The organism is Paenibacillus abyssi (assembly GCF_014640295.1).
Lineage (GTDB): Bacteria > Bacillota > Bacilli > Paenibacillales > Paenibacillaceae > Paenibacillus_D > Paenibacillus_D abyssi.
This window is the reverse complement of sequence record NZ_BMGR01000001.1, coordinates 182937-206261: the sequence shown is the minus strand read 5'-3', so window position 1 is coordinate 206261 and position 23325 is coordinate 182937. Positions and strand designations below refer to the sequence as shown.

At 51.6% G+C, this 23325-nt stretch carries 31 protein-coding genes and 1 tRNA gene; 1 reads left to right on the top strand and 31 read right to left on the bottom strand.

Annotated elements, in window-relative coordinates; all coding sequences use genetic code 11:
• Window positions 1-5: 5 nt before the first annotated feature.
• The 8 genes from IEW11_RS01265 to IEW11_RS01230 form a co-directional block, all read right to left on the bottom strand.
• A complete protein-coding gene (locus IEW11_RS01265) occupies window positions 6-875 on the bottom strand; it encodes a heptaprenyl diphosphate synthase component 1 (RefSeq protein ID WP_188528239.1) in 870 nt (289 codons plus the stop codon).
• Window positions 876-1005: 130 nt separating this feature from the next.
• Entirely contained in the window at window positions 1006-1566 is a 561-nt protein-coding gene (locus tag IEW11_RS01260; protein ID WP_188528237.1) for a hypothetical protein, read from the bottom strand.
• A gap of 94 nt (window positions 1567-1660) precedes the next feature.
• Complete coding sequence (gene mtrB, locus IEW11_RS01255) at window positions 1661-1882, bottom strand: trp RNA-binding attenuation protein MtrB (protein WP_188528235.1); 222 nt, start codon at window positions 1880-1882, stop codon at window positions 1661-1663.
• Window positions 1883-1955: 73 nt separating this feature from the next.
• Window positions 1956-2032, bottom strand: a tRNA-Pro gene (locus IEW11_RS01250).
• Window positions 2033-2174: 142 nt separating this feature from the next.
• Entirely contained in the window at window positions 2175-4511 is a 2337-nt protein-coding gene (locus tag IEW11_RS01245) for a hypothetical protein (RefSeq protein WP_188528233.1), read from the bottom strand.
• The gene (locus IEW11_RS01240) at window positions 4508-5206 is read right to left on the bottom strand and encodes a M23 family metallopeptidase (RefSeq protein ID WP_188528231.1); all 699 of its coding nucleotides are present in this window, start codon (window positions 5204-5206) and stop codon (window positions 4508-4510) included. Before IEW11_RS01240 ends, IEW11_RS01245 begins: the two co-directional genes overlap by 4 nt.
• Window positions 5207-5209: 3 nt before the next feature.
• A complete protein-coding gene (locus IEW11_RS01235; RefSeq protein WP_188528229.1) occupies window positions 5210-5635 on the bottom strand; it encodes a hypothetical protein in 426 nt (141 codons plus the stop codon).
• A 364-nt stretch (window positions 5636-5999) separates the two neighbouring features.
• Window positions 6000-6302, bottom strand: coding sequence for a hypothetical protein (locus IEW11_RS01230; RefSeq protein WP_188528227.1), 303 nt, complete (start codon window positions 6300-6302; stop codon window positions 6000-6002).
• Between the two features lie 572 nt (window positions 6303-6874).
• On the opposite strand from IEW11_RS01230, the gene IEW11_RS01225 reads away from it, so the two are divergent.
• Entirely contained in the window at window positions 6875-7141 is a 267-nt protein-coding gene (locus IEW11_RS01225; RefSeq protein ID WP_188528225.1) for a hypothetical protein, read from the top strand.
• Between the two features lie 220 nt (window positions 7142-7361).
• Here IEW11_RS01225 and IEW11_RS01220 read toward each other — a convergent pair whose 3' ends face one another.
• The 23 genes from IEW11_RS01220 to IEW11_RS01115 form a co-directional block, all read right to left on the bottom strand.
• The gene (locus IEW11_RS01220) at window positions 7362-8021 is read right to left on the bottom strand and encodes an N-acetylmuramoyl-L-alanine amidase (protein WP_188528223.1); all 660 of its coding nucleotides are present in this window, start codon (window positions 8019-8021) and stop codon (window positions 7362-7364) included.
• Between the two features lie 3 nt (window positions 8022-8024).
• Window positions 8025-8429 (bottom strand): phage holin family protein, encoded by a 405-nt coding sequence (locus IEW11_RS01215; RefSeq protein WP_188528221.1) that lies wholly within the window; start codon window positions 8427-8429, stop codon window positions 8025-8027.
• Window positions 8426-8551, bottom strand: a complete 126-nt coding sequence (locus tag IEW11_RS25105; protein ID WP_268237353.1) for a CD1375 family protein — start codon at window positions 8549-8551, stop codon at window positions 8426-8428. The genes IEW11_RS01215 and IEW11_RS25105 overlap by 4 nt, the downstream gene beginning before the upstream one ends.
• A 38-nt stretch (window positions 8552-8589) precedes the next feature.
• Window positions 8590-8709, bottom strand: coding sequence for a CD1375 family protein (locus IEW11_RS01210; RefSeq protein WP_188528219.1), 120 nt, complete (start codon window positions 8707-8709; stop codon window positions 8590-8592).
• Entirely contained in the window at window positions 8706-8981 is a 276-nt protein-coding gene (locus tag IEW11_RS01205; RefSeq protein WP_188528217.1) for a hypothetical protein, read from the bottom strand. The genes IEW11_RS01210 and IEW11_RS01205 overlap by 4 nt, the downstream gene beginning before the upstream one ends.
• A gap of 18 nt (window positions 8982-8999) precedes the next feature.
• Entirely contained in the window at window positions 9000-9770 is a 771-nt protein-coding gene (locus tag IEW11_RS01200) for a hypothetical protein (RefSeq protein WP_188528215.1), read from the bottom strand.
• The gene (locus IEW11_RS01195) at window positions 9770-11599 is read right to left on the bottom strand and encodes a hypothetical protein (protein WP_188528213.1); all 1830 of its coding nucleotides are present in this window, start codon (window positions 11597-11599) and stop codon (window positions 9770-9772) included. The genes IEW11_RS01200 and IEW11_RS01195 overlap by 1 nt, the downstream gene beginning before the upstream one ends.
• 84 nt (window positions 11600-11683) lie before the next feature.
• A complete protein-coding gene (locus IEW11_RS01190) occupies window positions 11684-12397 on the bottom strand; it encodes a DUF4352 domain-containing protein (protein WP_188528211.1) in 714 nt (237 codons plus the stop codon).
• A 66-nt stretch (window positions 12398-12463) separates the two neighbouring features.
• Window positions 12464-12805, bottom strand: coding sequence for a hypothetical protein (locus tag IEW11_RS01185; protein WP_188528209.1), 342 nt, complete (start codon window positions 12803-12805; stop codon window positions 12464-12466).
• Between the two features lie 2 nt (window positions 12806-12807).
• Window positions 12808-15864 carry a phage tail tape measure protein gene (locus IEW11_RS01180; RefSeq protein WP_188528207.1) on the bottom strand — a complete coding sequence of 1019 codons (3057 nt, stop codon included), beginning with the start codon at window positions 15862-15864 and terminating at the stop codon, window positions 12808-12810.
• 17 nt (window positions 15865-15881) lie between these two features.
• Window positions 15882-16112 (bottom strand): phage tail assembly protein T, encoded by a 231-nt coding sequence (locus IEW11_RS01175; RefSeq protein WP_188528205.1) that lies wholly within the window; start codon window positions 16110-16112, stop codon window positions 15882-15884.
• A gap of 86 nt (window positions 16113-16198) precedes the next feature.
• Window positions 16199-16525, bottom strand: coding sequence for a hypothetical protein (locus IEW11_RS01170; protein WP_188528203.1), 327 nt, complete (start codon window positions 16523-16525; stop codon window positions 16199-16201).
• Window positions 16526-16532: 7 nt separating this feature from the next.
• Window positions 16533-17159, bottom strand: coding sequence for a hypothetical protein (locus IEW11_RS01165; protein ID WP_188528201.1), 627 nt, complete (start codon window positions 17157-17159; stop codon window positions 16533-16535).
• 150 nt (window positions 17160-17309) lie between these two features.
• Window positions 17310-17699: a phage tail tube protein gene (locus tag IEW11_RS01160; RefSeq protein WP_188528199.1), complete on the bottom strand. Its 390-nt coding sequence runs from the start codon at window positions 17697-17699 to the stop codon at window positions 17310-17312.
• 14 nt (window positions 17700-17713) lie between these two features.
• The gene (locus tag IEW11_RS01155; protein WP_188528197.1) at window positions 17714-18169 is read right to left on the bottom strand and encodes a hypothetical protein; all 456 of its coding nucleotides are present in this window, start codon (window positions 18167-18169) and stop codon (window positions 17714-17716) included.
• 5 nt (window positions 18170-18174) lie between these two features.
• Window positions 18175-18519 carry an HK97 gp10 family phage protein gene (locus IEW11_RS01150; RefSeq protein ID WP_229724929.1) on the bottom strand — a complete coding sequence of 115 codons (345 nt, stop codon included), beginning with the start codon at window positions 18517-18519 and terminating at the stop codon, window positions 18175-18177.
• A gap of 7 nt (window positions 18520-18526) precedes the next feature.
• Window positions 18527-18898, bottom strand: coding sequence for a hypothetical protein (locus IEW11_RS01145; RefSeq protein ID WP_188528193.1), 372 nt, complete (start codon window positions 18896-18898; stop codon window positions 18527-18529).
• Entirely contained in the window at window positions 18898-19725 is an 828-nt protein-coding gene (locus tag IEW11_RS01140) for a hypothetical protein (RefSeq protein ID WP_188528191.1), read from the bottom strand. Before IEW11_RS01140 ends, IEW11_RS01145 begins: the two co-directional genes overlap by 1 nt.
• The gene (locus IEW11_RS01135) at window positions 19722-20081 is read right to left on the bottom strand and encodes a hypothetical protein (RefSeq protein ID WP_188528189.1); all 360 of its coding nucleotides are present in this window, start codon (window positions 20079-20081) and stop codon (window positions 19722-19724) included. The genes IEW11_RS01140 and IEW11_RS01135 overlap by 4 nt, the downstream gene beginning before the upstream one ends.
• A 16-nt stretch (window positions 20082-20097) precedes the next feature.
• On the bottom strand, window positions 20098-20370 hold the full coding sequence (locus IEW11_RS01130) for a hypothetical protein (RefSeq protein ID WP_188528187.1): 273 nt from the start codon (window positions 20368-20370) through the stop codon (window positions 20098-20100).
• Window positions 20371-20443: 73 nt separating this feature from the next.
• Window positions 20444-21559: an SU10 major capsid protein gene (locus IEW11_RS01125; protein WP_229724904.1), complete on the bottom strand. Its 1116-nt coding sequence runs from the start codon at window positions 21557-21559 to the stop codon at window positions 20444-20446.
• Window positions 21560-21577: 18 nt separating this feature from the next.
• Entirely contained in the window at window positions 21578-22489 is a 912-nt protein-coding gene (locus IEW11_RS01120) for a zinc-ribbon domain-containing protein (RefSeq protein WP_188528183.1), read from the bottom strand.
• A 3-nt stretch (window positions 22490-22492) separates the two neighbouring features.
• Window positions 22493-23212, bottom strand: coding sequence for a phage scaffolding protein (locus tag IEW11_RS01115; RefSeq protein ID WP_229724903.1), 720 nt, complete (start codon window positions 23210-23212; stop codon window positions 22493-22495).
• Between the last annotated feature and the right edge of the window lie 113 nt (window positions 23213-23325).

The window sequence follows — 23325 nt, the reverse complement described above, 5'->3', positions numbered from 1 at the left end:
ATTAGTCACCTCATCTCGTTGAATGCCGGAGCAGGCGAAGCAAGCGGCCGCAAGAATGATTCACCGATCGAGCACAATTCCTTTACCAGCTTGTCCGATTCAAGCCGCTGAGCGACAGATTGGACGTGAGCCACAGAACTTTTAAGCTTGTCAATCAGTTGACTGCGAATATCATACTTCGCCAGCAAGCCCCGAATAACGGATTCTTCATACTCCGATTCCGTCAGCTGCCGTTTTTCCTCTTCCGTACCTTCTTGCATGACATGCCAGTAAGCCCAGCTGCCTGCAAATCGTTCTACCGATTCAATCCGTTCAATCTCTTTCACAACCACCTCGCAGCGTGAAAAGCCATGAAGCAAATCCGGCCACAGCCGCGAATAGCGTTCCTCCAGCATGTCCGTGAACACATCAAGCAGTTCGGTTTTGAGCTGAATCCTGGCTTGAATATACTCCTCCGCCGACACGCGAAGCTGTTTCATCTTGATATATAAATTCATTTTCAAGCGATTGACTTCACAGACCGCATCGCTTATTTTACGAATCATGTCAATTTGGCCAGCTTGCGATAACAAGTGGTAGAAGCGACTGCTGAAGTAATCCCCGGCCAGCACTTTAAGCTGGCGCGAACGCATTGCTTTTTCATGTTTGAAGCCCTCTCCCGTATCGATGAGGTCATGGGTATCCATTCCCATCTGCACTAACGAGACGACTAACGCATAAAGCTCGCTATGCTTTTCGGCATTTCGTTCGTTAGCCAAAAAGGCATATAACAGCCTGATGCGGGAGTCAGGAAATTCAGGCAGCTCCGTATAGTTTTGAATCATGTCATATTCGACGTACTTTTTAGCAATTTCTGGTATGCGGTATGGTTTCATGGGTCAAGCCTCCGTACAGCGAATCAAGCATGCTGAGCTTTATATCTGAATTATTATAACACAACTTTAAATGTGAAGCATATGTTATCCGTTTAAGTTCACGAATTTGCTACACCGAAGCTGTCAGTTGTTATTGGGGAGGCAGTCCAAAGCGCTCGATCCATGCTTCCGTATAAGTGAGGCGCAGCCGTTCTCTCCATTCCTTCTCCATCATGTCCTTTGGATTCATAAAAGGTAAGTAACCCTCCAGATTACGATCGGATTTCCTAACATCTGCGGCAAGCAGCAGCTTCCCTGAACTGCCCGTTGTAGCGATTGTGCGCGGAGAATCATACTCCAGAAAACGGATTAACAGCCTGCTCACATTTTCAGTCTGTATGAAAGCAAGCTGCAGCATTTGCAACAAATCCGAGGTTATATGAGCTGAGGAATCTTCCGCTCCAACCGCCAAGTCAATGGAGAGAACGGCATGGTTCCACACGACCTTCTTTATCGGCTGCTTCAACGGCACGCCGATGAGCACATCAACCAGATTGCCGTTTTCAATTCGGCTAAGCGGCTCAGGGCGGAATACAGCAACTTCATTGCGATGGTTAAGCATATTCGCTTCCAACCGCGGCACAGCGGATAATATCAGCGTTACCGTTACAGCGACAATGGACGCTGTCATCAACTGCTTTCCTGCCCGCATGGACGTCGCCTCCGATTGATTTGAATTAACCCTTGGACTTTTGACAAAAGCCCCTTACTTCATTGTACAAATAAAAAGAGCAGGCTATGCCTGCTCAATTATCTGTATCCATTGATCCGTACTTGGTTAACACTGTTGCTTTGCCCCGAATCTTGATTGCGGAAGTATGATCCGTAAATTGTGCAATCAGGATTTCACCCCGGTCCAGCTTTTCCGTGTGGTGGAATTTAGTGTCCTGCCCGCGTGTCAATCCAATGACTTGCACGCCTTGCTCTTTTGCTTTCACCACAATATAATCACCGTGTGTCGGTTCCATGTCCGTGCCCTCCTCATTCGGTAAAGCCTCCCACGCACCGTTCGTCAGGAAAGCAGTCTTATACGTTTTGTTATGGTCGGAGTAACAGGATTTGAACCTGCGACCTCACCCACCCCAAGGGTGCGCGCTACCAGGCTGCGCCATACCCCGACGAACCGCCGTTTACTTCGGTATGAAACGTCCGTCGAACGTGGATTTAACGGTAAGTTACACGTTTTTCCGTTCGGTACGACGGTAATTATATCATGTAGGCGCGCACCCTCGCAATAGATAGGCGCGCACCCTTGTACGCTCAATTTATAGGCGGCGGCAGCTTCGTAATGAACCGCGCGTAACCGTCCTTATTTTTAACGAGATTAAGCGAATGGAAACGCGGCAGCCGCAATAAATCCTCTTCGGTGTACGGATATAACTCGCTTTTCAACTCTTCGTAGTTTTTCTTGTCGCATCCGGATATCAACATATATGAAGCGTTAGCACTCCGCAGCTCATCGCGGATATGCCGGATCTGATTCAGATAATGAGCGCTGATTATCGGTTTTAGCCCGAACTTGGCATATTGACTTAGTTTCGACCGCATGAATTGCTCGGTATGCGCGACCTGGTATAACTCGTCGACAACGAGGTTAACCTTCGTAAATTTTGCGCGATCGCCACTGAAACGTTTTGACCGCATCTGCAGCGCGAGCCATATCTTCGTTGACCAATACGTTGTGTACACGTCCCGCTCGGAATCGGTCGAGAACATATCGGACGGCATCCGTATGCATATGATTTGGTTGCGCTGCATCTCCGTAACGAGATCGATATTACCGCGCGTATCCTTATCAAGCATCTTTTCTACATACGCGTTCTGTTCAAGTTGATTCAGACGGTCGATAATGCCGACGACGTACGTATCCTTCGTACCGGTTACGTTGCCCTTTTTATCGTACTCGTCCAACTCGGCCAACCAGCGCGTATATTTGCGCAGATTCTCCGTTTGGCTCGGCGGTATCGCGCTGATCAATTCCGCGCGCGTTTCGTGATCCTGCAGGCAATCGAAGACACTACGGATGTTGCCGCCGGATATAAACGTAATGAGCGCGGCACTTACGAGATAACGCTGCATCTTCGCGGTCAGGCGCGTCTCGTCCGCATTGATCGAGTTGACTAACGTGAGAAGCTGCGTTGTCTGTTTCTTCGCGTTATCATACGCCTCAAACGGATCGGCCGATTTTCCCACCACCTCGTTATAGCCGAGTCCTTGCATCGTCCGGTAATCGTTACAGTCGATATTCAATACGCGATCAGGCGGTAGCGTAGCGGCCACCTCGCGGCTTAATTCGCATTGACCGACGTAATCGAATATAATCGCGCATTCACCGATATTAATAGCGTCGCGGCACAGGTTCGCGATTAGCGTTGACTTGCCCGCGCGTGTCGGTCCGATGAGCACGAGCGTTAAATTCTGGAACTCGCGGTCCGACGATAAGTAGGCGGGCTGCACCGTTCCTCGATACGTGTTCTCTCCGATACATAGCGCGCCCTCCCGTAAATCCTCCGGCACCTCCGTCTCGTGCGTTTCGATCCGCTCGATAAAGTTATAGCGTTCGAGCATTTCGCGTCCGGCCAGCGTGATAAAATTCTGCGCCTCCTGATCGCCGACTTTGTTGCGCTCGGCCCGGATATCGCGATCGGTAAACGTAAAAGTCCGGCGGTACGGTTTGAACGCGAGCCGATTATCATCCGTAATCGTATCGAAGGATTGCGCCAGGCTCCGCGCTGCATTGCGTTGGCGGACCGCGTCAGGACTCTCCGCCATTACAACGATTTGCGTATCGATAACGGTGCTGTTCGCTTTCTTCGCGGTCGATTCGCTGATTTGGCGCGCGCCATTGAGCCGCTCGATCAGGCTTTCGAGGACATTTGCGCCGGACTCCGTTTTGCGCACACTCCCGCTTAACACTTCGCCAACCTCGCGGAATACGAGATCAAGGAAGGCCAGCGCCATTTTAAACGTATAGCCGACGCCGAACTTATCGCGGTCGACCGGTAGGCGACGGTTCACTTTCGTTATTGTCGCGCGATAAACGTGACGCCAGCTAACCTGCGATACCGGCACGAAGTTGTAAAAGATTCCGAGTTTATCGCCGTCCTCCAACAGTTCGACCGCGTTAAGGTTACTCGTTAATAAATCGTTGCTCCTCCGGTCGGCCGCGAGACTGAGTCCGTCTTCCTTTTCGTAGGAGAGTTGGTATTTCGTTGCGCGATCGCTGAATTGCGGTAGCGTATCGACCTCATCAACGGTTAATCCGCTCCATACATCGGACAACTTTTCGCGTATATATGCGAGGTACTGACGTGGCACGACGAAGTAAAATTCGACGCGCTTACGTTCCATATAGATGTAGTAACTCGTTTTGGCCGGAAGCGTGTACGTATACTTCGTTCCCAGCACGAAGTCGCGTCCGAACATCCGGATTAGACGATGCTCCTCCATTTTAACGTTCTCGACTACGTTCTTGTACAACGCTCCGATTGCTCGCGCGATCTTATGCGTCTGCTGATTGCGGATTGAGTTGTTCGGCTTCAGGCGCAGATATACGTATTCCGGATGGACAACGCTAAGAAAATCACCGAATTTCATCGCGCAGCACCTCCGAGTAATAACCGGATCAACGCATAACTCACGAATGTAACGGCCGACCAACGGTAACCGCTCCGTAATCCGACCGCACCGAGTACGATTAATAACGCACAACCGACGAGCCCGACTCCGTAGCTGAGATCGAGCAGGACCGCGCCCGCGTCCGAAAGAAATTGATAAACGTGTTCTTGTACGCTGGACTTGACGTGTTCTTTAGCGGAGCCGGCCGCTCTCTCCGCAATCCATACCGCGGGGCCTTTGATTCCGAAGATACCCGGCCCGTCGATGTCACCGGAAAAATGCTGCAGGCGGTCGACTAAATGCGTCGGATCAGCGTATTGGCCATCGTGCATTAGCGCGAAATGTAAGTGCGGTCCGCTGCTGTGTCCGGTGTTGCCGCTGAGTCCGATAAGTGCGCCGGCATCAACGTGGTCGCCCGTCTCGACGCTCACCTTATCGAGATGGCCGTATACGTGGAGGTCGCCGCTATCCGTCCGTACAAAGATGCCGCGGCCCAACCGCTCGCCTCCGTAATTGACGACGCGCTCAACGGTGCCGTCCGCGATGCTGTGTAATTCGGTACCGCGGGGCATAGCGATATCGACGCCGCGATGAACACGGCCGCCGCGTATTTCTTCGAGGACTCCGTATTCCGACGATACGCGAAATTTCATCGTAGGTGCTGTCGTCCCCATACGTCATACCTCCTCGAATAACGTTTCGACCTGACCGAACGCCCACGGCAGTCCGAGTAAGATAACGTATACGAGTAGATGCGATAAGAACGACTTACGCGCCTGGATAAAGTCGCCCTGAACCGTAGCGTTGATCGAATCGAACGCGCCTTTAATGATGATCACCCATTTGCCTACGTTGACCAGTTTCGTATATATCTTACGTGCGCCTACGTCTATGCCGGTCGGCTCCGCTGCGAGTGCGAAGTCGGCTCCGGCGAGGAATACGATCAGCACGGAAGCGCCGATTTGATACGCGAATTTATGGCGTTCAACGTGCGCGATTATGCGTTTGATTATGGTATCTTCCGTCTGTACTGCGCTCAGTGGCGCGCTATAACGTACCTCTTTCATTATACCGTCTGCCGCCATCCGAAACGTCATTGCCACGAGTTACACCCCCACTCGTAGCCACAGCCCATGCACATACGATTACGTTCGGATCTGACATCTACGATAGAACAATCCGCATCTTCCGGAGGTTCCGACAGCTCGCAGGTGTTAACGTTTACATAGGCGGTACCGGTCACGTACGTATTTGCGTAGACTTCCGTTGAGTCACATCTAGGGCAGAGTATCGTTATTAATTCTTCCGCATCGGCGGGTCTAAGTGGCGGATTAAACGAGATTTTCATTGTTTTCCCTCCGCTCGTTTTCGCGTTCGTGTGCGTATAGCACCGTCTTTATATATCCGCTAAAATTCCCTTTACATTTGCGCATTACCCTTTCGTAAAGTTCGCGTTGATGCTCGTTCTCAACGTTGAATACTACCGGCTTCCGCACGAATCGGTTCACGTACGCCACCTCCGATCGTAGCGATTACCGGAGTTTCTTCCGCGGGCTTGGCGCGATCCTTCCTGCGTTGACGATCGGATTTAACGCCGCCCCGCGCTTTCAATTCGGTGAGAATCGTTTCAATTGCGCTGACTTCTTCGAGTAAATCCGCGTCTACCTCGTCGCGCTCCGTAATGCGTGCGCTGTAATCCGATAAGAGTCCGCCGAGAACCGGAACGGATACCTCTCCGACCATCCGCTTCAATAACGTTTTGCTAACCATGTGTCCGCCTCCTTAAAACGTAGGTAAAACGTATTTAATTAGAGGATATGCGTAACAGATTGTCTAACTTTCCGATTTCTTGTATAATTTTCGCAATACTCGTCCATAATAGGAAGAAAACGGATAGATATAGGGCGGTGCTTACGGTGTTTGGTTTAGGTAAAAAGCGTAGTAAATTCGGAAGGTTTATTGACTCACGTGGGATCAGTCAGGAGGAGTTGCGGAAGGTGACCGGACTAAATAAGGATACGTTGACTAAAGTGTGTAGCGATGATGACGTAAACTTACGGGATATCACGAAGGATACTCTCGTACGAGCTCTGCGTAAACTTACGGGGAAGACAGACTTAGAGAAATCGGATTTTTGGACAGTCGCTCCCTAAGCGCAACGCCCCGATTTGGGGCTACGCCTACCCCAGCGTATGCGGCACCGCTTGTACAAAATGTACGTCCAAGGAACTTTATTTTTTTTTTTTGTTTGACAACAAACATTCCCCATGCTACTATTGATTTATAAAGTTAAACAACCAACAAGCCACAAATAGTGGATGAGGCCGAAGGGATTGGGTAGCATGAAATTCGATAAAGTTGTTTTTAATCACACTTGCGAAAACAAAAGTGATCGTTTTGTGATCGTAGGCAATTGCTCCGAGTTTATCAGCGACCACTCAACGATCGAGGAAGCCCAAAGCGCTTTGTCTGACATACATGTGGGGGAATCCAAATGGGCTAAAGTCCAGATACTTGAACCGGGTGAATCCGCCTCTTTGAGCGGGCTTGAAAGAACAATCTATCCAAAAGTAAAGTACGACGAATCGATGTTTGACCTGGGAAAGTAATCCCACCGCTTGTTGGATTATCGGAAGCCGCAGACACTCTTGGATGGTCGAAACAACAAGTTTCCGTATACCTCCAGCGCGGTAAGTTTCCCGAACCTGCGCAACGTCTAGCAAGCGGTCCAATATGGGCGTTAGAACAAATCGAATCTTTCCGCGATAGCCGCAAATAAACGCAAAAAAGCGCTCACCCACGGATTAAATTCCCGCAAGTGAGCGCTATTTATTTCGTATTCAACGTCACGGTCCGCGTCTTCTGATCCCACGTAATGGACGCACCCAGCGCTTCCGCAATCGACCGCACCGGCACGTACGTCACGCCGTCAACGATATGTCCGTCCGCGATTTCATTACCGTTGACGACTACGCTGACCGGCGCTAGTTTCACGTTCGGTACCTCCGGATTCATTTTCGCTTCCACCGCTTTCTTGAACGCTTCCCATCCGGTCCATTTACCGTCATCGTACATTAAGCGCGGGCATATTTTACCGGACCAATCGTAGTGACGGCGCAGTCGATCAACGCCCCAGCCGCGCTCCGTCAACATGGCGGCGACGAGTTCGACCGCGTTCTCCAGCGTTTTCGCGTAGTTTCCACTTTCGCATATTTCAACGCCGATCGACGTACGGTTACCCTCCGCGCTGCCCGCGTGTAAGGCCGCTTCGTTTAACGGGATACACTCGACAGCTCCGCGCTCATCAACCGCGATGTGAAACGAAGCGCGCCGCGTATTTGACGGATTCGTTAGCCAGCCTCGTTCGTTCGCCGCGGTCGACGTCGGATTGCCGGTATTGTGAATCGTAATCGTTGACGGTTCGATAAGCGTCGCCGGCCGCCTCGTTCGCGGCGTACTTAGCGGAATATGGTTTAGTACGTAATCCATCCGTCACACCTCCGTTTTATTACGCTTCAACACTTCGATAACCTCACGTAATTTTGGCGGCAGCGGTAATCCGTAGCGGCCGAGATTTTCCGTTATCGAAATCAATTCGTTCGCGATATAGAAGTAGATCGCCGCCATCATTGTTACGTCGTCTAATTCGAGTAAAATATCGATCCGGTGCGCGAGTAAAATAACGAGGAGCATCAGCCCCTTTTTCGCGAGGCCGACCGATCCGACCGCGCTGTTTAAGCCGCGCCCTTCCTTAACTGACGCGGAAAGTCCCGTTATAATATCCGCGCCGATTGCGATAAGCAAAAACGTGAGAGATTCGTGCCAGCCTCCGAATGCAAACGCAATAAAAGCGCCGACAACGCCCGCGCCTGTGTTAACGATATATTGACCGTTCATTTAACTTCGACCCCCATCGCTACCAAGTCCGCCTCAACTTGCGTACGGATCGACGCTGGAACTTGCGTTAAAGTACGTCTGCCCGCGATGATAAGCGTTACATAAACCGTTACGATTGCCATACGATCACCTCCGATAAATAATAAAAAGAGCCGTAGCATTACGCGCCGCCTCCGCTGTTTATTGCCGCTTCCACTTCTGCGCGGATATTCGCGGGTACCGAATCGAGTGTGCGTCTACCCTCCGCAATCAATCTCGCATAAATTTGAACGATACTCATGCGGTCGTACCTCCTCCGATAATCATTTCGTATAAGTCCGCTACCGCTTCCATCAGCGTTAAATTATCCGCTTCCAACTGATCGATCCGTGACGGTTGCGGCGGTACCGGTGCTGGTCGTGTCCACGTACCGTCAGCGTTGCGTATGTCGCCCGGCTTTACATCATCAGCTTCGGTCAGCGGTATCATATTCGTTGACTCAATCTCGCCGGATAGATACGATACACTTACGCACCGTCCGGTTGCCGCGTCAATTTGCGCGTATTTAAACATGCGCGATTACACCTCCGTTTAGTAGAACTCTACGACTTCCCACGAAATATCCACGAATCCTCCGGTTATTCCGCGCACTCGGATATATAAATTCGTGGTACTAGTGAGCTGAGCGTCAATCGTGTATCCGGTCGGCACTGTTAACGGATTTACATACGCTTTGCTTAAATTAACTGCAGCAATAGTTACGTTGACTTCCGTTGCGCCGCTGGCAATAGACGCTAGTCCACGCTGTACGTTTTTCACTCCCCCCGCCACCTTCCATGTTCCACCGTCATTAAATTCGAGTACGCCCGCGTTAATTCTGATAACATTTTCGTCAAAAACTCTTTTCCAAGTTCCCCAAGTAAGGACGCCTCCTACCTCTCTACCTATACGTACCCATGAGGCAACGTTATCAAAGTCTGTTAACTTCTGAAGTGCGTATTTGTCATTATGCTGTACGACGATACCGTATTTCCAAGAATGTGCTCCGGCTACTGTGGGTTGGTTGGTTGCGTTTTGAGCCATGTAGAATCCAGTAACTATGGCTTGGTTCCAGTCATTACCTGGCACCGCCGCAGCTATCGTACCGAGTCCGTACTTACTCACCATCTCCGCATCTAATCCGCTTCCTGCGCCGTCAACCGTTAATAGTTTCGCGAGTACGTCCGCTGCTGTGTACGATGCTGCCGGGAGGGCCGCGTCTGCCGTCGTATGTGCGTCCGCGATGCCTTGCTCCCACTTATTAACGTCAACAGCGCCAATACCGTTCGCCGCCGTCCAATCCGTTTTTGCAATATATGCCATTACGCCTTTACCCCCTTAATCGTAGCGGATAACGCCCCGTTCCACTTAACGTTCTGCCGCACGATATAGTAATCGGCCGTCTGCCCCACCTCGAACGCAGGTGCGGAGATTTTATCGCCTACTTGTACCGAAACGTGGCCCCGCGTATCCATTTCGATATCGTGACGAGGGTCCTTATAAGTCGCGATCAAATTATCGGATATCTGCTGCGCACGTGTTGTCGTCTGAATAAAATCGTTCGCTACGTTATACGCCAATTTACCGTTATCCCGGATACTAGGCGCGTCCTGCGCTACCGCAATCGTACCGCCTACGACTTCAAGCGTCTGGCCTGTCGCCTCGACGTTCGTAATCGTATGGTCAACCGCCTCGGCATTCGCGAACGTAACGTCGACGCCCCATGCGTAAGCTGTGAACGATTGAACCGTTACGGCACCGCTTGATACGATTACCGGCGCGCTAACGTTTAAGCACGGTAGTTTGTTGAAAACGAACGTCTTCGTAACCGTACCGTTAGCCGGAACCGTTATTGTTTCGATACTACGCAGGACCGTTCCAGGCGCGCCTATTTCGCGAGGACTCGATTCTGTTTCGATGTAGTTTACCGTCTGTCCCGCAGCATACGGATAATCGGCGCTATAAATCGTCTCATCCTCCGTAAACGAAAAAACGGCTGGCCCGGTCGGTCGCTGAACCTCCATACGGATTTTACCGTTTCGATCGCAGTATAGGCGCGCTAATCCCGCCGCGGCTATTTTCGTTAAGGCTGCGCGATGGCTCATACGTTCAAACCACGCGTAAGGAATGACGACATCTTGAAGCGCCGGATCAATCACGTAGTCAGATGTGGCGATTCCGAAGTCTTGTAGTACGATTTCGGCCAACTGATACAAACTATAATCCGTGTAAACCGTTGACACCGTAAAGTCCTTCTGCTTCAGTAGTTCCAATCGATCCCGCGCCGTCGTAGATGCGTAAGTTCCGCTCGTTGGCGCTTTCCATTCGGTTGTCCAAAATGTGCCTAACGGGTACCACGTGATGTCTCCGTTATCGTTTAAGTCAACGCCGAGCCACGCCCGCGCCCGACGGTTTTTCTTAAGTTGTCCGAATAATGGAGAGTCCGGATTACGTGGATCAAAGTGTTTATCGACGTTGTCGAATTGAATATCGATCTCATTCGCAGATACATTACCGATCGGTAGCGTCATGTCGTCGAATACCTGCTCCTCGATAAGGTCGATTTCCATCAAACGGTCATCACCGCCGTACTCTTCCTTAACGCCCGTATAACACTCCGTCACTTTAGCGACCGATCCGACATTATTAATCCGCGTAACCGTAATCTCGATCTTCACGATGTTTCCGATAGGGACGATATTCCTCGTCCAGAGAGCGTTTGCATTTCCCGTAACGGTTTCCGTATGAACGAGTAAGTCGCCGGGCTGATACATTTTGACCGTAAAATCTACGGGATAATCGTTAAGAAACAAATCTCCCACGAGTTTTAACGTATAGACCGGACGCGGATCGAACGTCATCGTTATGACAAACGCCGCACCCAAATCGCCGGCCGCGCCAGACAGCGTCGTACCCCATACGCCCACTTCCGCTTCGCCCGCGCTGTCAGGTAGCGTATGGAACGAACCGTCGAGTACGTTATTATGCAGTGAAAAGTACTTGTAGGAAGGCGCGTCTATCTCGTTAATTAGTTGCGTTGGATACGTGAGACGTGCGGCTTGATTCGATGCTACCGCAAGTGACGTATCGATAAACGGATCTGAATACGTGATCTCTACTTTGCCGAATACCTGGCGGACATCCTCGCGCATCTTTTCATGTACCGTAGCAATAAGTTACGACCTCCTCTCCGCAAAACAAAAGGAGCCAGCGCAGTGACCAGCTCCTCTTCGTTATTATTTATTTGTCTTAAACCAGAAGCCTCCACGTCCCTGATCGTCTCGTGCGAATGCGATTAACGGCGCAGCATCGTCTTTTCGAACCTGATATACGAGCCATCCCCGGTGTTCCGCGCCCGCGTATAGTCTCGCATCAACCGAATTATCATGTATAAAAACCGTCATTGGGTAATCTTTACCGGAAGCGGATACGATCGAGAACATATTGCGACTAATCGACGCCTGTGCGTCCGTTGTGCCTGCGCTATCGATATTAACGGTAACTTCCGCAGCTAGATACTCGTGTCCTTCCTTGAGTGTCCCGCCTTGAATCGTAACAGGCATGTCGTCTCCACGAATAACGCGATTGACCGAAACAGATAGACCGAAGTCTCGCTCGTTTTCTCGCGTCAGTAAGTCAAACTGTGTAACTTTGCCGGAAACAGGAACGCCTAAATCTGCGGGATTAGTACGTGCGTAACCATCTGTCTGCTGCTGTACTGCTGCGGGCTGAATATTCGCGATATCCGTACCCTTTACGTATGCAATAACGCCTATTATCGCCAGTATTACGACTATCCCGCCGATTACCCGTCCGACACGTCCTCCATTTTTCTTACGGAGTTTTTTAGCCGGAAATTTATCGCTCAGAAGCCATGTCCCACAACCGAGACAATAATTACGCTGTTCCTCGTTCTTTGTCTTACATACCGGACAAACATAGTAACTCATGTGATCCCCACCTTCGCTAAGCCTATATATTAACTTATACGTAGGATGCGAGATATTTCCTCTTTTTTATTGCTCAATTAGAGAAAATGTTACGTCCGTCCATTGCCATACATCCGAACGATACAGCGTCGACGGAATAGCCCCAGCATAACAAACCGCTGTTTTAGCGACGCTATTCTCTGTGTATCCTAACGTAAAGAACATACTACTTGAGTCGATTAGACTTAGTATATTATTTAACTCGCTGCCGGACAAGATGTTATATTCGAGCTGGAACTTCCGTTTCTTAGCGATCAGTTCTAGCGTCATCTTACCGGAAGCAAGGCGGCCGGCCTTCGTCAAGTTGTACCGTTCAATGCTGAAGTGGTCCGGCGTTTTAATCGGCGTACCATTTATCGTTAGGCTCACCGCTATTCACCTCGCCCGTCTTCATTAATCCGTATGATCCGCATACGGCGCTCCAACTCTTTAAGACCGCGATCGTCCGCGATTAGTGTGTGTACGTAAATCGGACGTCTGTCCCCTCCTAATCCACCGCCGCCCATTCCGCCCATTTCATGTGCTACCGCTTCCGCAAATGGACGCATAGCACCGGTATTCTCTAACGGGATAATGGCCTCGCGCTTATTACCTTCGCCGGCGCGAATAATACTATCCGATCCGATGATACCTCCGTTGGCGAATCCGGGAATACCTTTGAGTCCACCGGCCAGAAGATCATCAACCCACGATTTAATCATCTCAAGAGCTGCTTTCCCTCCGGTTGCGGCTGCTTGACCTGCCTTGCCCGCCGGAACTAAAACGCCTAAGGCTCCTAATGCCGCTTGGTTCTCCGGTTTACTCGCCTCACTCGCGATCAGGTCGCCCCATTGCGCCATAAGGTTTCCGGGATTTCCGAATAATCCTCCAGCGCCTTCAAGGAATGACGTGAGGGCCGCAGGCATTTCAATCTTCGGCATTTCGATCTTTGGTATTGATATCGGCTGACCTAGCGTAGCCATTAAAGTAGCGTATGCCGACCGCACGCTCTCGATCAGACTAAGTACCGGCGCTGTTTTCGCGTTTACGGCGTCGTAAATCCCCTGCCATGCGCTACTCCACGCCGACTTCGCACCATCGACCGCACTACCGAGTCCGCTCAACGACGCAACGATTAGCGATATGCCGTACTCGAGGTACGGACGGTATGCGTTAAGGTTGTTTTGCATCGAACTAAGCATCGATTGCCACGCGAGGGATACCGTTTGCTCCGCGGTTTGGATCGCCAGGGATACGCCCAATCCGAGCGTCAAGAACGATGAAACGAGAGTCGGAACGGTTTCGATCGTCTTCGTTAATACGTTCGACCACATCGTATTCCACTTCGTCAACACATACGAAGCCAATCCGTTAGTTTCTGTCGACAGGTTAGTGCGCATAGCGATCCATGCCGTTTGAAGCATCAGTGCCATCGCGGCGTCTGTCGTAAGCATTCCCGCCCACATTGTCGACCACGTAAGCTTATTATCCGTCGCCAACCCGTTAGCCGTTTCGGTTATACCCGCACGCAGGCCGTCCCAATTCGTCTGTTCAAGCGGTTTATATAGTAAGGACGTATTGAACAGCGAGGCCCACATCGTCGACCAAATAACGCCGGCGTTAGTCGCGAGTCCGGTCAGGCTGCCTTCAACTGCGCCGCGCATACCCGCCGTTTCTAGCTCTTGAGCGGTCCGGCCCGTCATCGTCGTCAGACCCATGTTCTCCCAAAACGTAGTCCACCCGGTATTTACGTTCGTGCCGAGCGTTCCCATCTCCGTTTCGAATCCGGCCCTTAATCCGGTAAGTACGCCCGCCTGCGTAAGCGCACCAGTTTCCGCTTCTACGAGTAGATTCGACCACACTTCGCGATACTTGAGCGGCATCGACGCGATGAGCTCGTTCATTGTCGCGTTCCAGGCAGTTGCGACTGCGCCGGCTCCCGCGTCTGGTGGCGTAGGTGGCTCGAACACGATGCCCGGAACCTGTAATTCTGTGCCGCCGAACAGGTCCGTCCCGCCGAGCGTAGTGACACCGCTACCTATCCCGGGTGCCGCACCGTTCATGGCTCCCGCTAGATCGTCAAGAAGCGAACCCGCCCCTCCGTCTTGATCCGGTATATCATAAACCTCGTCAAACGCGGCGAGGAACTTTTTCGCGGCTTTTCCCGCGCTGTCCGTAGCGTCCTCAACATCGCCCATGCCCTCGGTAATGCCGGAAGTGAAATCGTCATATCCCGTACTCACCGATTCGACCGCGGCCGCGCCCGGCAGTTCTTTTTGCACGCCAAATAAGCGCAATAGCCGGTCAATTAAACGCTCGACGGCTGTGCGTGCCTTTTCGGAAGATCCGTACAGGAGTCCGAGTCCGGATACGATTATCGATATAGCGCGCCCCCAAGGTGTAAACGCAAGCGCTCGACCGAGAAACCCAACCGCGCGTCCGAGGAATCCGACAGCGCCGCCCGCTATCTGCAACATCTTCGCGCCTTTAAATACGCCAAAAAACGTCGCAAAGCCGGCCGTCACCGCGGGTAACACAGTTAACAACGCACCGAGTCCGAATATAACTGGGCCGAGCAATGCCGCGAATGCGCCCAATACGAGAATGGACGTCTGGATTCCGTCGGGCAACTTCTGGAACCATAACAATAACCGGTTAATAATCGTCAACATCTTCGTAACTATAGGTAGCAACTTCGTACCGACAATCGCCGCCATCTTGTTGTACTGGTCACGCGCTTGCTTCGCTTTAGACGCCGCGTTATCCATCTCGCGAATCCATTGCCCTTGCGCTTCCTTCGTCTGTTCCATGATCGCGGCGTATCGCGCAAGCACCTTCTGCTGTTCCGTTAATTTCGCGCCCGTCTTAGCGATGCCGTTCCGATAGGCCGCTTCCGTGATGATATTATCTGATACGAGGATACCGACCTCTTTTAGCGGCTCCGTCTCGCCCGTCAAACCAGACCTGAGTTTATAAAACGCGGTTTCAAAATCGAGATCGCGGAATGATGCGAGGTCGTACGTTAATTGCGTGATTCCCTTCGATAAGTTGTAGGCGGATTTTTCCGGTAAGCCCATCGATTTCGTCATCGAGTAGAGTGTCGTCATATTTTTGCGCATTGCGATATCGTTTACATTAAACGCTTTACCGAGTTGTTCCGACCATCTGCGTGCGTCAGATTCCATGCTACCCATGACCTGCTTAAACGTAGCTTCCGACTCTTCCGCAGCCATCGCGAATTGTGTGAAACTACGCCCTACCAACGCCAATGGCGTGGTTACGAACAGCATCATCTTTGCGCCGAAGTCCTTCATCGAACTGGCTGCGTCTTTCATCGAACGCTGTACGGAGCGACTAAACCGATCGGCAGCGCGCTCACCTTCGTTAAATCCCGCCTTAACATCGCTGGCGTCTACGCCTATTTTCACGAGAATTTCTCCGAGTTTCAATTAAGCCCCTCCTTTCTTCAAAAGGTCACATCGATGCCTTTTCTAGCAGCGATTTCCTTCAATTTGCTTATCTCCGCGTTGGCCGCCGCTTCTTTCCGTTTCCGATCGTCCTCCCGTTTTTTCCATGGCGGCTTCCCGATGAAATCCTCCGGTTTGTACTTCTTTTTGCTTCCGCCGGAACTAGCGACCGTAGCGGCGACCATCGCATGGCGGCTCCACTCCACGTAATCATCATCATCTTGCGTCATCTCTGCGATTTCTAATGCTTCGTACAGTTGTGATAACGTGAAGTCGGCCCACTCACTAGGCGGCCAGCCGAAGGCGCGACTTAGTTTTATCGCGGCGTGGACGTGCCCTTTTGCAGAAAGGATAGCAATGGCTTCATTACTTTTTTTAAACCGCCAAAATTCACGTCAATGTACGCTTCAATAAGCGCTTCGATCTCTGACGGGTAAGCTTCGTCGAGGTCAGCTTCGGATAGTTCCGGGAAAAACTCCGCGATCCGTTGTTCGAGGTGAGGTACGATATCTTTCATTTCGATATCTTCCGCACCTTCTAAAATACCGAATAACTTCGGTGCGACGTCCTCGCGGAGTGTTTTTACCTTCTGCTCCTTTACGACTACTTGCTTGCCGTTGAGTGTTACCGTTTTTGTACGCATCTATTTATCAACCTTCCCTGTAGAAAATTTTGCCCGTACCTTGGAAGTCGAGTGTTTCCTGTACGAGTCCGTCCGCTGCCGTTTCAATGCTCTCGCTTGTGATCGTACCGTATCCTTCGTACCGATTCTTTCCCGTACCGCTGTCAACGTAAAGGACCAGGATAGCGTCTTTTCCTATCTCCGCGAGATTGTCTCCGTTATTCCAATACATCTCGAACGAACCGGACCACCCTTTTATGCCTGGTACAAATTTACGGTAACCGCCCGCATCATACTCCGTACACTCCAATAACTCCGGTTCTATGTCGAGTGACCAGTTGTATCCGCCGGCCACTTGCGACGGGGTCAGGTACGACCCTGAGACGCGAAAAATCGCTGTTCCTTGATTGATCGCAAATACAACGTGCCCGCCTGCATACTCAATAACAAAGCCGGTGGTAACGGTCACCCACGTTGTGCCCGCGTCAGTGGACCGCTGCACCGTGATCGGAGCCGTCTTATCCCAATACCGCATCGTTGCGTTCGTAATGAAATAACGTAGATTGTTCCCGCTATTTGTCATCGACTGGTTTACGAACGCTGTTGCCGGTCCGCTCGTTTTATAGACGGCCCCAACATATCCGCTAATTGCCATACGTCACCCTCCTTTTCTAACCGGAAATCCGCCTCTTCTGGCGTAAATTCAACAAAAGAAAGAGGATGCGCAACAAACCGCATCCTCTCGTCCGTATATGGCTCTTTGCCTACATACTGCATTATTTTCAACGTATATCACCGCCCGCTATTATGTGTACGCCAGCGCGCCCGTACCTTGGAAGTCGAACGTAATCCGTACGAGATCATCGGCCGGAGTCTCTACGTTCATCGATGTAAGGTACGCCGTGCCGGAGTAATAATTCGTCACATTCGTATAGAAGCGCAATTCCAGTGTGGTACCCGCTAGGAGTGCGTCTTGCAGCGCTTTCTGACCGGTTGTGTCCGCCGAAACTTTCCACGTACCCTCGAACGATCCCGACCAACCTTTAATACCTGCTACAGCCGATCGCCATCCGTTACCGTCGAATGGATTACTTTCGAGCGTTTCCGCTTCGATATCTAGCGACCAGTTTTCGATATCGGACACAGTTGTTGCCGCTCCAATTTTCACGCTACCGTTAAAACCCGCGATTGCCATTTATCCGTTCCCCCTTATATTAGACTGCTACCATTACGTCGATAAATCGTTACCTCGACGTCCATGTAGCAGCGGTGTTTGCTTGTTTCATCGCTCACGTTCTCAGCCGGCATCGGAATCGTGCCTCCAACGGAACAATAAAAAACGCCGAGCACCGTCGGAACGGAACTCTGCGTATCATAAAGTGTTATATTCGGTTGCCTTAACGCAGTACGAACGATATCACCGAGACGCGCCAGTTCGCTTGCGCTGGTTGCTCGTATGCCGATCGTAAATACGTACGTCTCCTCGTAATCCAAACGACCGAAATGTAACGACCGGCTCGAATTTACCGTCGGCTCAACCGTAACAAACGGCTTCACCTTGTCCGTTAACGTGACACCGTCGTATAACCAGTAAACGCGATTACTCACGTTAGGTACCTGCGCTTTGATGTGTTCTATTACCGAGTAAGTTAACGAGTGCTGCACGCAGATTACCCACCTTTCCCGAGCAGTTTGCGGAGCGCTTTACGGAGTTGAGTACGCTCGTTAAAAAGGGATTTCCGTAAGAAGCCGCGTTTCGTTGCGTGCTCAAACTCCTGGATGGCCGCGTATGGTAAATCCGTACCAACCGTGCGTTCGAACATCTTCGTCTCTGCGTCGACCACGCTGATTGAGTTAGCTAATTGACCGGTATCGCGGGGCGCTTCTTCGCGCGCTCCGTTTACGACACGTAACGCCGCTTTCTCGACTTCATTATCGATCTGCCGCTCGAACTCTTTACTTATCTCGCGCGACTGACCGCGCATCTCGCGTAAGCCCGTAATTTTCGTCCGCATCTTCACGTCATATCACCCGCCTAACTATGCATTCCAGACGGTTCGTGCCGCCAAGTCCGCGCGGCTTAACCGCTATAATCGCGTAATCAATGCCGCCGCGTACAATACGCTTTACGTCCGCAATAGTCACGTATGGCCCGAACGTCACACGGAAGTCGCCCGTTAGCAGTTCGATCCCCTCGAATAAATCGCGGTCGGCTCCGTCTACCGGTTTCCATACGACATATACCGTTTCGGCCGTTTCCGTTACGGAAGGTTCGCCTGTGTACGTATCAGCCGCGCCTTCTGTCCGATGATATATCGTAATTGATTCGGTGCGGCCCGCTAATAACTCCGCCCGATTCGACGCGATCCACGCCGCGTCATCTGCCGTTAACATTACCGCACCTCCTCTGCTTGCGCATCTTCGGTCAATACGTACGTTAGATAAGACGTACAATTTACGTGTGGATTATAGATTTCCGTAGCTGACTCCGGATACACGCCCGCGCCCATGCCGTACGAGTCTTCGCGCTCCAATATCGAGCAGCGGTGATTCGGCCGGTCCGCCTTACCGCGGTGGATGCGGAGGCCGCTTACCACGTTTGACCGCCGCGCATAATACGAATCAGCTACGCGATAGGCTACGTTTCCTTCCGTAATGACAAGCCGCCGTATTTTCCACGTCTCGTTATCGTAGACACGGCGGACCTGTGCGACCGTTGTTCTGACGTCCTGGCCACGAATAATAGCGGACCTAATCACGTTATTTAGTGCGTCCCTTTGTTCGCCGGCCAAACGCCAAATACGATCAGACAATACGAGTCCGTCCGTGTCAAAACGATTGATTACGTAGTTAAATACATCCGCGTTCATGCGGTTAAACGATATATCGATGGCCGCGCTTCCTCCGACCGCTCCGACAATTGCCGCTTCTGCCGCTACCGTCCCGTAGGCCGCCGTTTCGCGGATAACGGAATCTAATGCAGCCGTTCCGTACGTCCGGATATTCGCCTCGATGACGTCTAGATCGCGTAGCAACGAATTTATACGCGCGCGTCCGATCGTGCCGTCCTTTTTCGCGTATTCGTTGAGCAATTCGATGAGTTCGAGGCGCGTCCGGTCGATTTCACGGATAGCAAAGCGTTGTTGCCGCGCGTTGAGTCGTCCGTAGCCCTCCGCAGCCTTTTCGAGTAGAGCCGCTAATTTGCGTTCCTGTTCGGTCATCTACCGTCACCGCGCCCGCTATAGGACGCCGACGCTCCGTATCCACCGCGCAAAGCCTTCGCGTAATCCCGCCGTGCCTGTGCGGAAAGCTTTACGTATTGTGCGGCGACCATCGTCTTATCGACCGTTTCCTCCGCGTCCGTGTAGCGAAAGTAGCGCGCAGCATCCGTTGCGATGACGGAAAAGCCGATTGATAGCGCGAGATACAGCAGCGCGTTATTGCGGTCATCCGTCGGGGAGTCCGCGGCAAATCCGCTCTCAGCTACGGCTTCCGCGATCCAATCCGTGATATCGGTAGCCGTGACGCCAGGGACGCCGCGGAACCGCTTAGTCAAACGTTCGCTTAACGTCGCCATTCGACGTCACCTCCGATTATTTCTTGCGTCGTGATTCCGGTTTCACTTCGGGTTCTGGCTCGGTTACGACCTCTTCCGCTACCTCAACGGACACAACCGGTTCGATTACGGTCTCTTCCGCTACCTCTTCCGCCTTCTCAACGTCAACGCGCTCGATAAACGGTGCGGCTCCGTCCAGTGCTGCGATTACCTTATCGTCAGTCGTCGTAAAATCACCGTTCTGATTAAACAAAACGTAGATGCCGGGTCGGATATATTCATACATCGGCAAGCATTTATATTGCGCCATATTTGCGTTAAACCTCCGTGTTAGGATCGGGGCGTAGCGGTTAACTACGCCGTGACCCCGTATTTAATTGCGATTAGGATACGGTCGGGCTGATGCCTTTCAGTACCGCTACGCATTCTTTCGCGTTCTTGATTTCCCATCCGAATTCACCGCGGATTGAACGAGCGAAGTAGTCGCCGCCCGGCAGTGTAGCGTCTTGGTCGTAGATCGACGTCAAGTCGCGTTGTTTGATCTTGTCGATGTCGAGCAGAAGCGCGCGGTCTTTCGGCATGTTCAAGTCGACAACTACGCGGCTGATAGCGCCGCCCGGCATGTCGGATACGAACGAGAGGATTTGGTGACCGGTTTGTGTCTCGCCGCGCTCAGTTTGAATCGTGCTGCCGCCGAGCTTCGTAACTTGACGCGCTACGTTCGGTGCGCAAAGAATCGTATTTACGGTACCGCCGCGAGTGAATACGGCCTCAACCGAGTCGTTCAGACCTTTCGCGCTAATTTCCGCAGCCGCGAAGTCTTTTTCGTACGAACCGGCTTCGGCGGCGAACGCGAACAGACCGCCGGAAGTTGCCGGAGCAGCACCCGTACCGACGTATTTACGTCCGTAGATCAGCGAGTTATTAGCCTCGCGCAACAATTCCTCCAAGCGCAGGTTAACTTGGTAGTCGAGCTCGTCGTCAACTCCGTAAGTCCGTACGGCTTGTTGCGTGCGGGAAACGGAAGCGTAGCGCTCGAAAATTTGCGAGTAGTTGAACGATACCAGACGGTCGTTGTGTTCGTCCTTACGTAGTACGTCCGTACCTTGTACTTTCGGACGGGAGATAACTTTCATTTCCGCGCCGGACGCGATTGCTTCCGCGGTCGTACCGTCATAGCCGCGAGTAACCGTCAGCGTGTCGCCGGCAACGTTAGTAACGCGGATAACCTCGCCGCCGTTTTGAATCAGCGCGAATTGAGTAACGCGGTTACCTTCGCCTGTGCCGAGTACAATCGTCGTGTCGGTGGCGAGATACGCTGCGCTGGATACGACGATGTCGCTGTTCAAGAAATCATTTTGCCATTCGAATTTCGTTTGCGTTAATGCTTCACCCTTCCCGATCAGTCCGAGCAGGACAGGTGCTTTCGTCATGATTACGTCAACGTTCGGTGCCATTTGGCGGATTTGTTGTTGAAACGAATAAGTTAAAGCTGGCATTTTCATTTCCCCTTTGGTTTAATTTGCAATATAAAAAGCCGCTCTTTGGCGGCGTATTGCAGGTAATGATTCGCTTAATATCGTTTCGATATCGTCGAATTGCGTGTATTTAATTCTTAATAATGGGATTGCGTTGTGCTTGCAAAATTCTTCCTTACGTCTGTCGTGTTCTTGTTGAATTTTGAGATTTCTTTGAGCCTCACGCATACCTTTGCCTAAAAAATCAACCGGCTCAAAATGCTGCTTCCCGTCGTACTCAACCGCGCATAACCACTTTCCGTCGCGGTTATGGATTACGAAGTCAAACATTAACGCACCGCCACCAGTTCCTACCAGACCGTCCATTGTTGCTTGTTGCGTGAAAGGTATGCCGCGAGCGCTAAGATAACTGTGAATCCTCCGCTCACCCTTAGGCATCGCACAAAGCCCGCACCGCTGTCCGTTAACGACGTTTCTAACCTCGGCCGTGTAGTCGTGTGACTCGTCGTTTTCACAAATAAACTTAAATTTCCGAACCGTGTGCGCCCTAACATCAAACGGTGATAATTCGTTATCTGGATGCCAATACGATATCAGTTCGGGAAACTTATGCCCGAAACTTTTCGCCTTCGGAGTTGAGGTTAATTTAGTCACCCGCATACGCTCGTAGGAACACTCTTTACAGCGGTCCTTGCCTTCACGTCTTTCCCGCATAATCATGTTGTACGATTGGTTTGCAACTTCCGCTGAGCATTCGTCGCACACTTTCGTCAGTTTAACGTTACTATGCGCGGGTAAATCGCTGATCTTTACGGTAATTTTCGTACCACGCGGAATCGCCAGGCGGCCCTGCTTATCGCGTCTTCGCGGAATAACGTATCCCAACGCTTCGTAATGCGAATTGTTCCGGCAGCCAACCGTAACCTCAACGTACTCCTCCCAGATAGCCACGCGTTACCTCTTCGCTTTAAGCGTCAGTATTTCGTTGTACAGCGCGGTCACTTTGCCGAGCAGACGCGTATCCCTTACGGCCGCCTTCTTCAACTCCGCAAGTTCCGCCTCTTTCGCGGCCAGTTCGGATTTATCGCGGTTACGGTCCGGATTACCTCCGTCGCCCGCGTCCGCACCCACCGGCGCTTTGAACAAGTACGGTTTCGCCGCCTTCACCGCTTCGACCGCCTCCTTCGCGCCAATTACGTTACCCTCGTCGTCGATCGTTACTTTCGTCTTGTCTACGAAGGAAAGTACGTCGCTCGCGTCGTTAGCGTTAAGTGCGCGCGCCTCCGAGCGGATCTCCGTGTTGATAATGCGCTGGTTCGCCGCGTCTTGCGCACGTTTCGCTGCGTCGGACGCTTCGGCCGCCTTACGGTCGGCTTCGTCTTTCTCCGCTTTCAAGCGCTCGGCCTCCGACATTGCGGCTTTCTTGCGTTCTTCCTCCGCCTGTTCTAGCGCGGTCAACTTCGTTTTTAAATCGTCATAGTCCGCGTATTTACCTTTTACGCGGCCCTTTTCGCGTGCGATTAACGCATCCAAATCCGCTTGTGTCATCGTGACGGTGCGTTTTTCCTTACCGTCATCATCACCGCCATTATCTCCGCCACCATTATCGCCGTCAGCGTCGAGCAATTGATAAGGCGTATAGTTACCGCTCATTGCGTTAATAAATCGTCTCATATCGTCCTCCACCGTTTAAAGCCCGTCGGCTATCGTATATCTAACCGTTGCAGTTTAACGTCGTAAACGTTCGGACAACGCAAAAAAGACGCCCAGCGTGTGAGCGTCCGTTA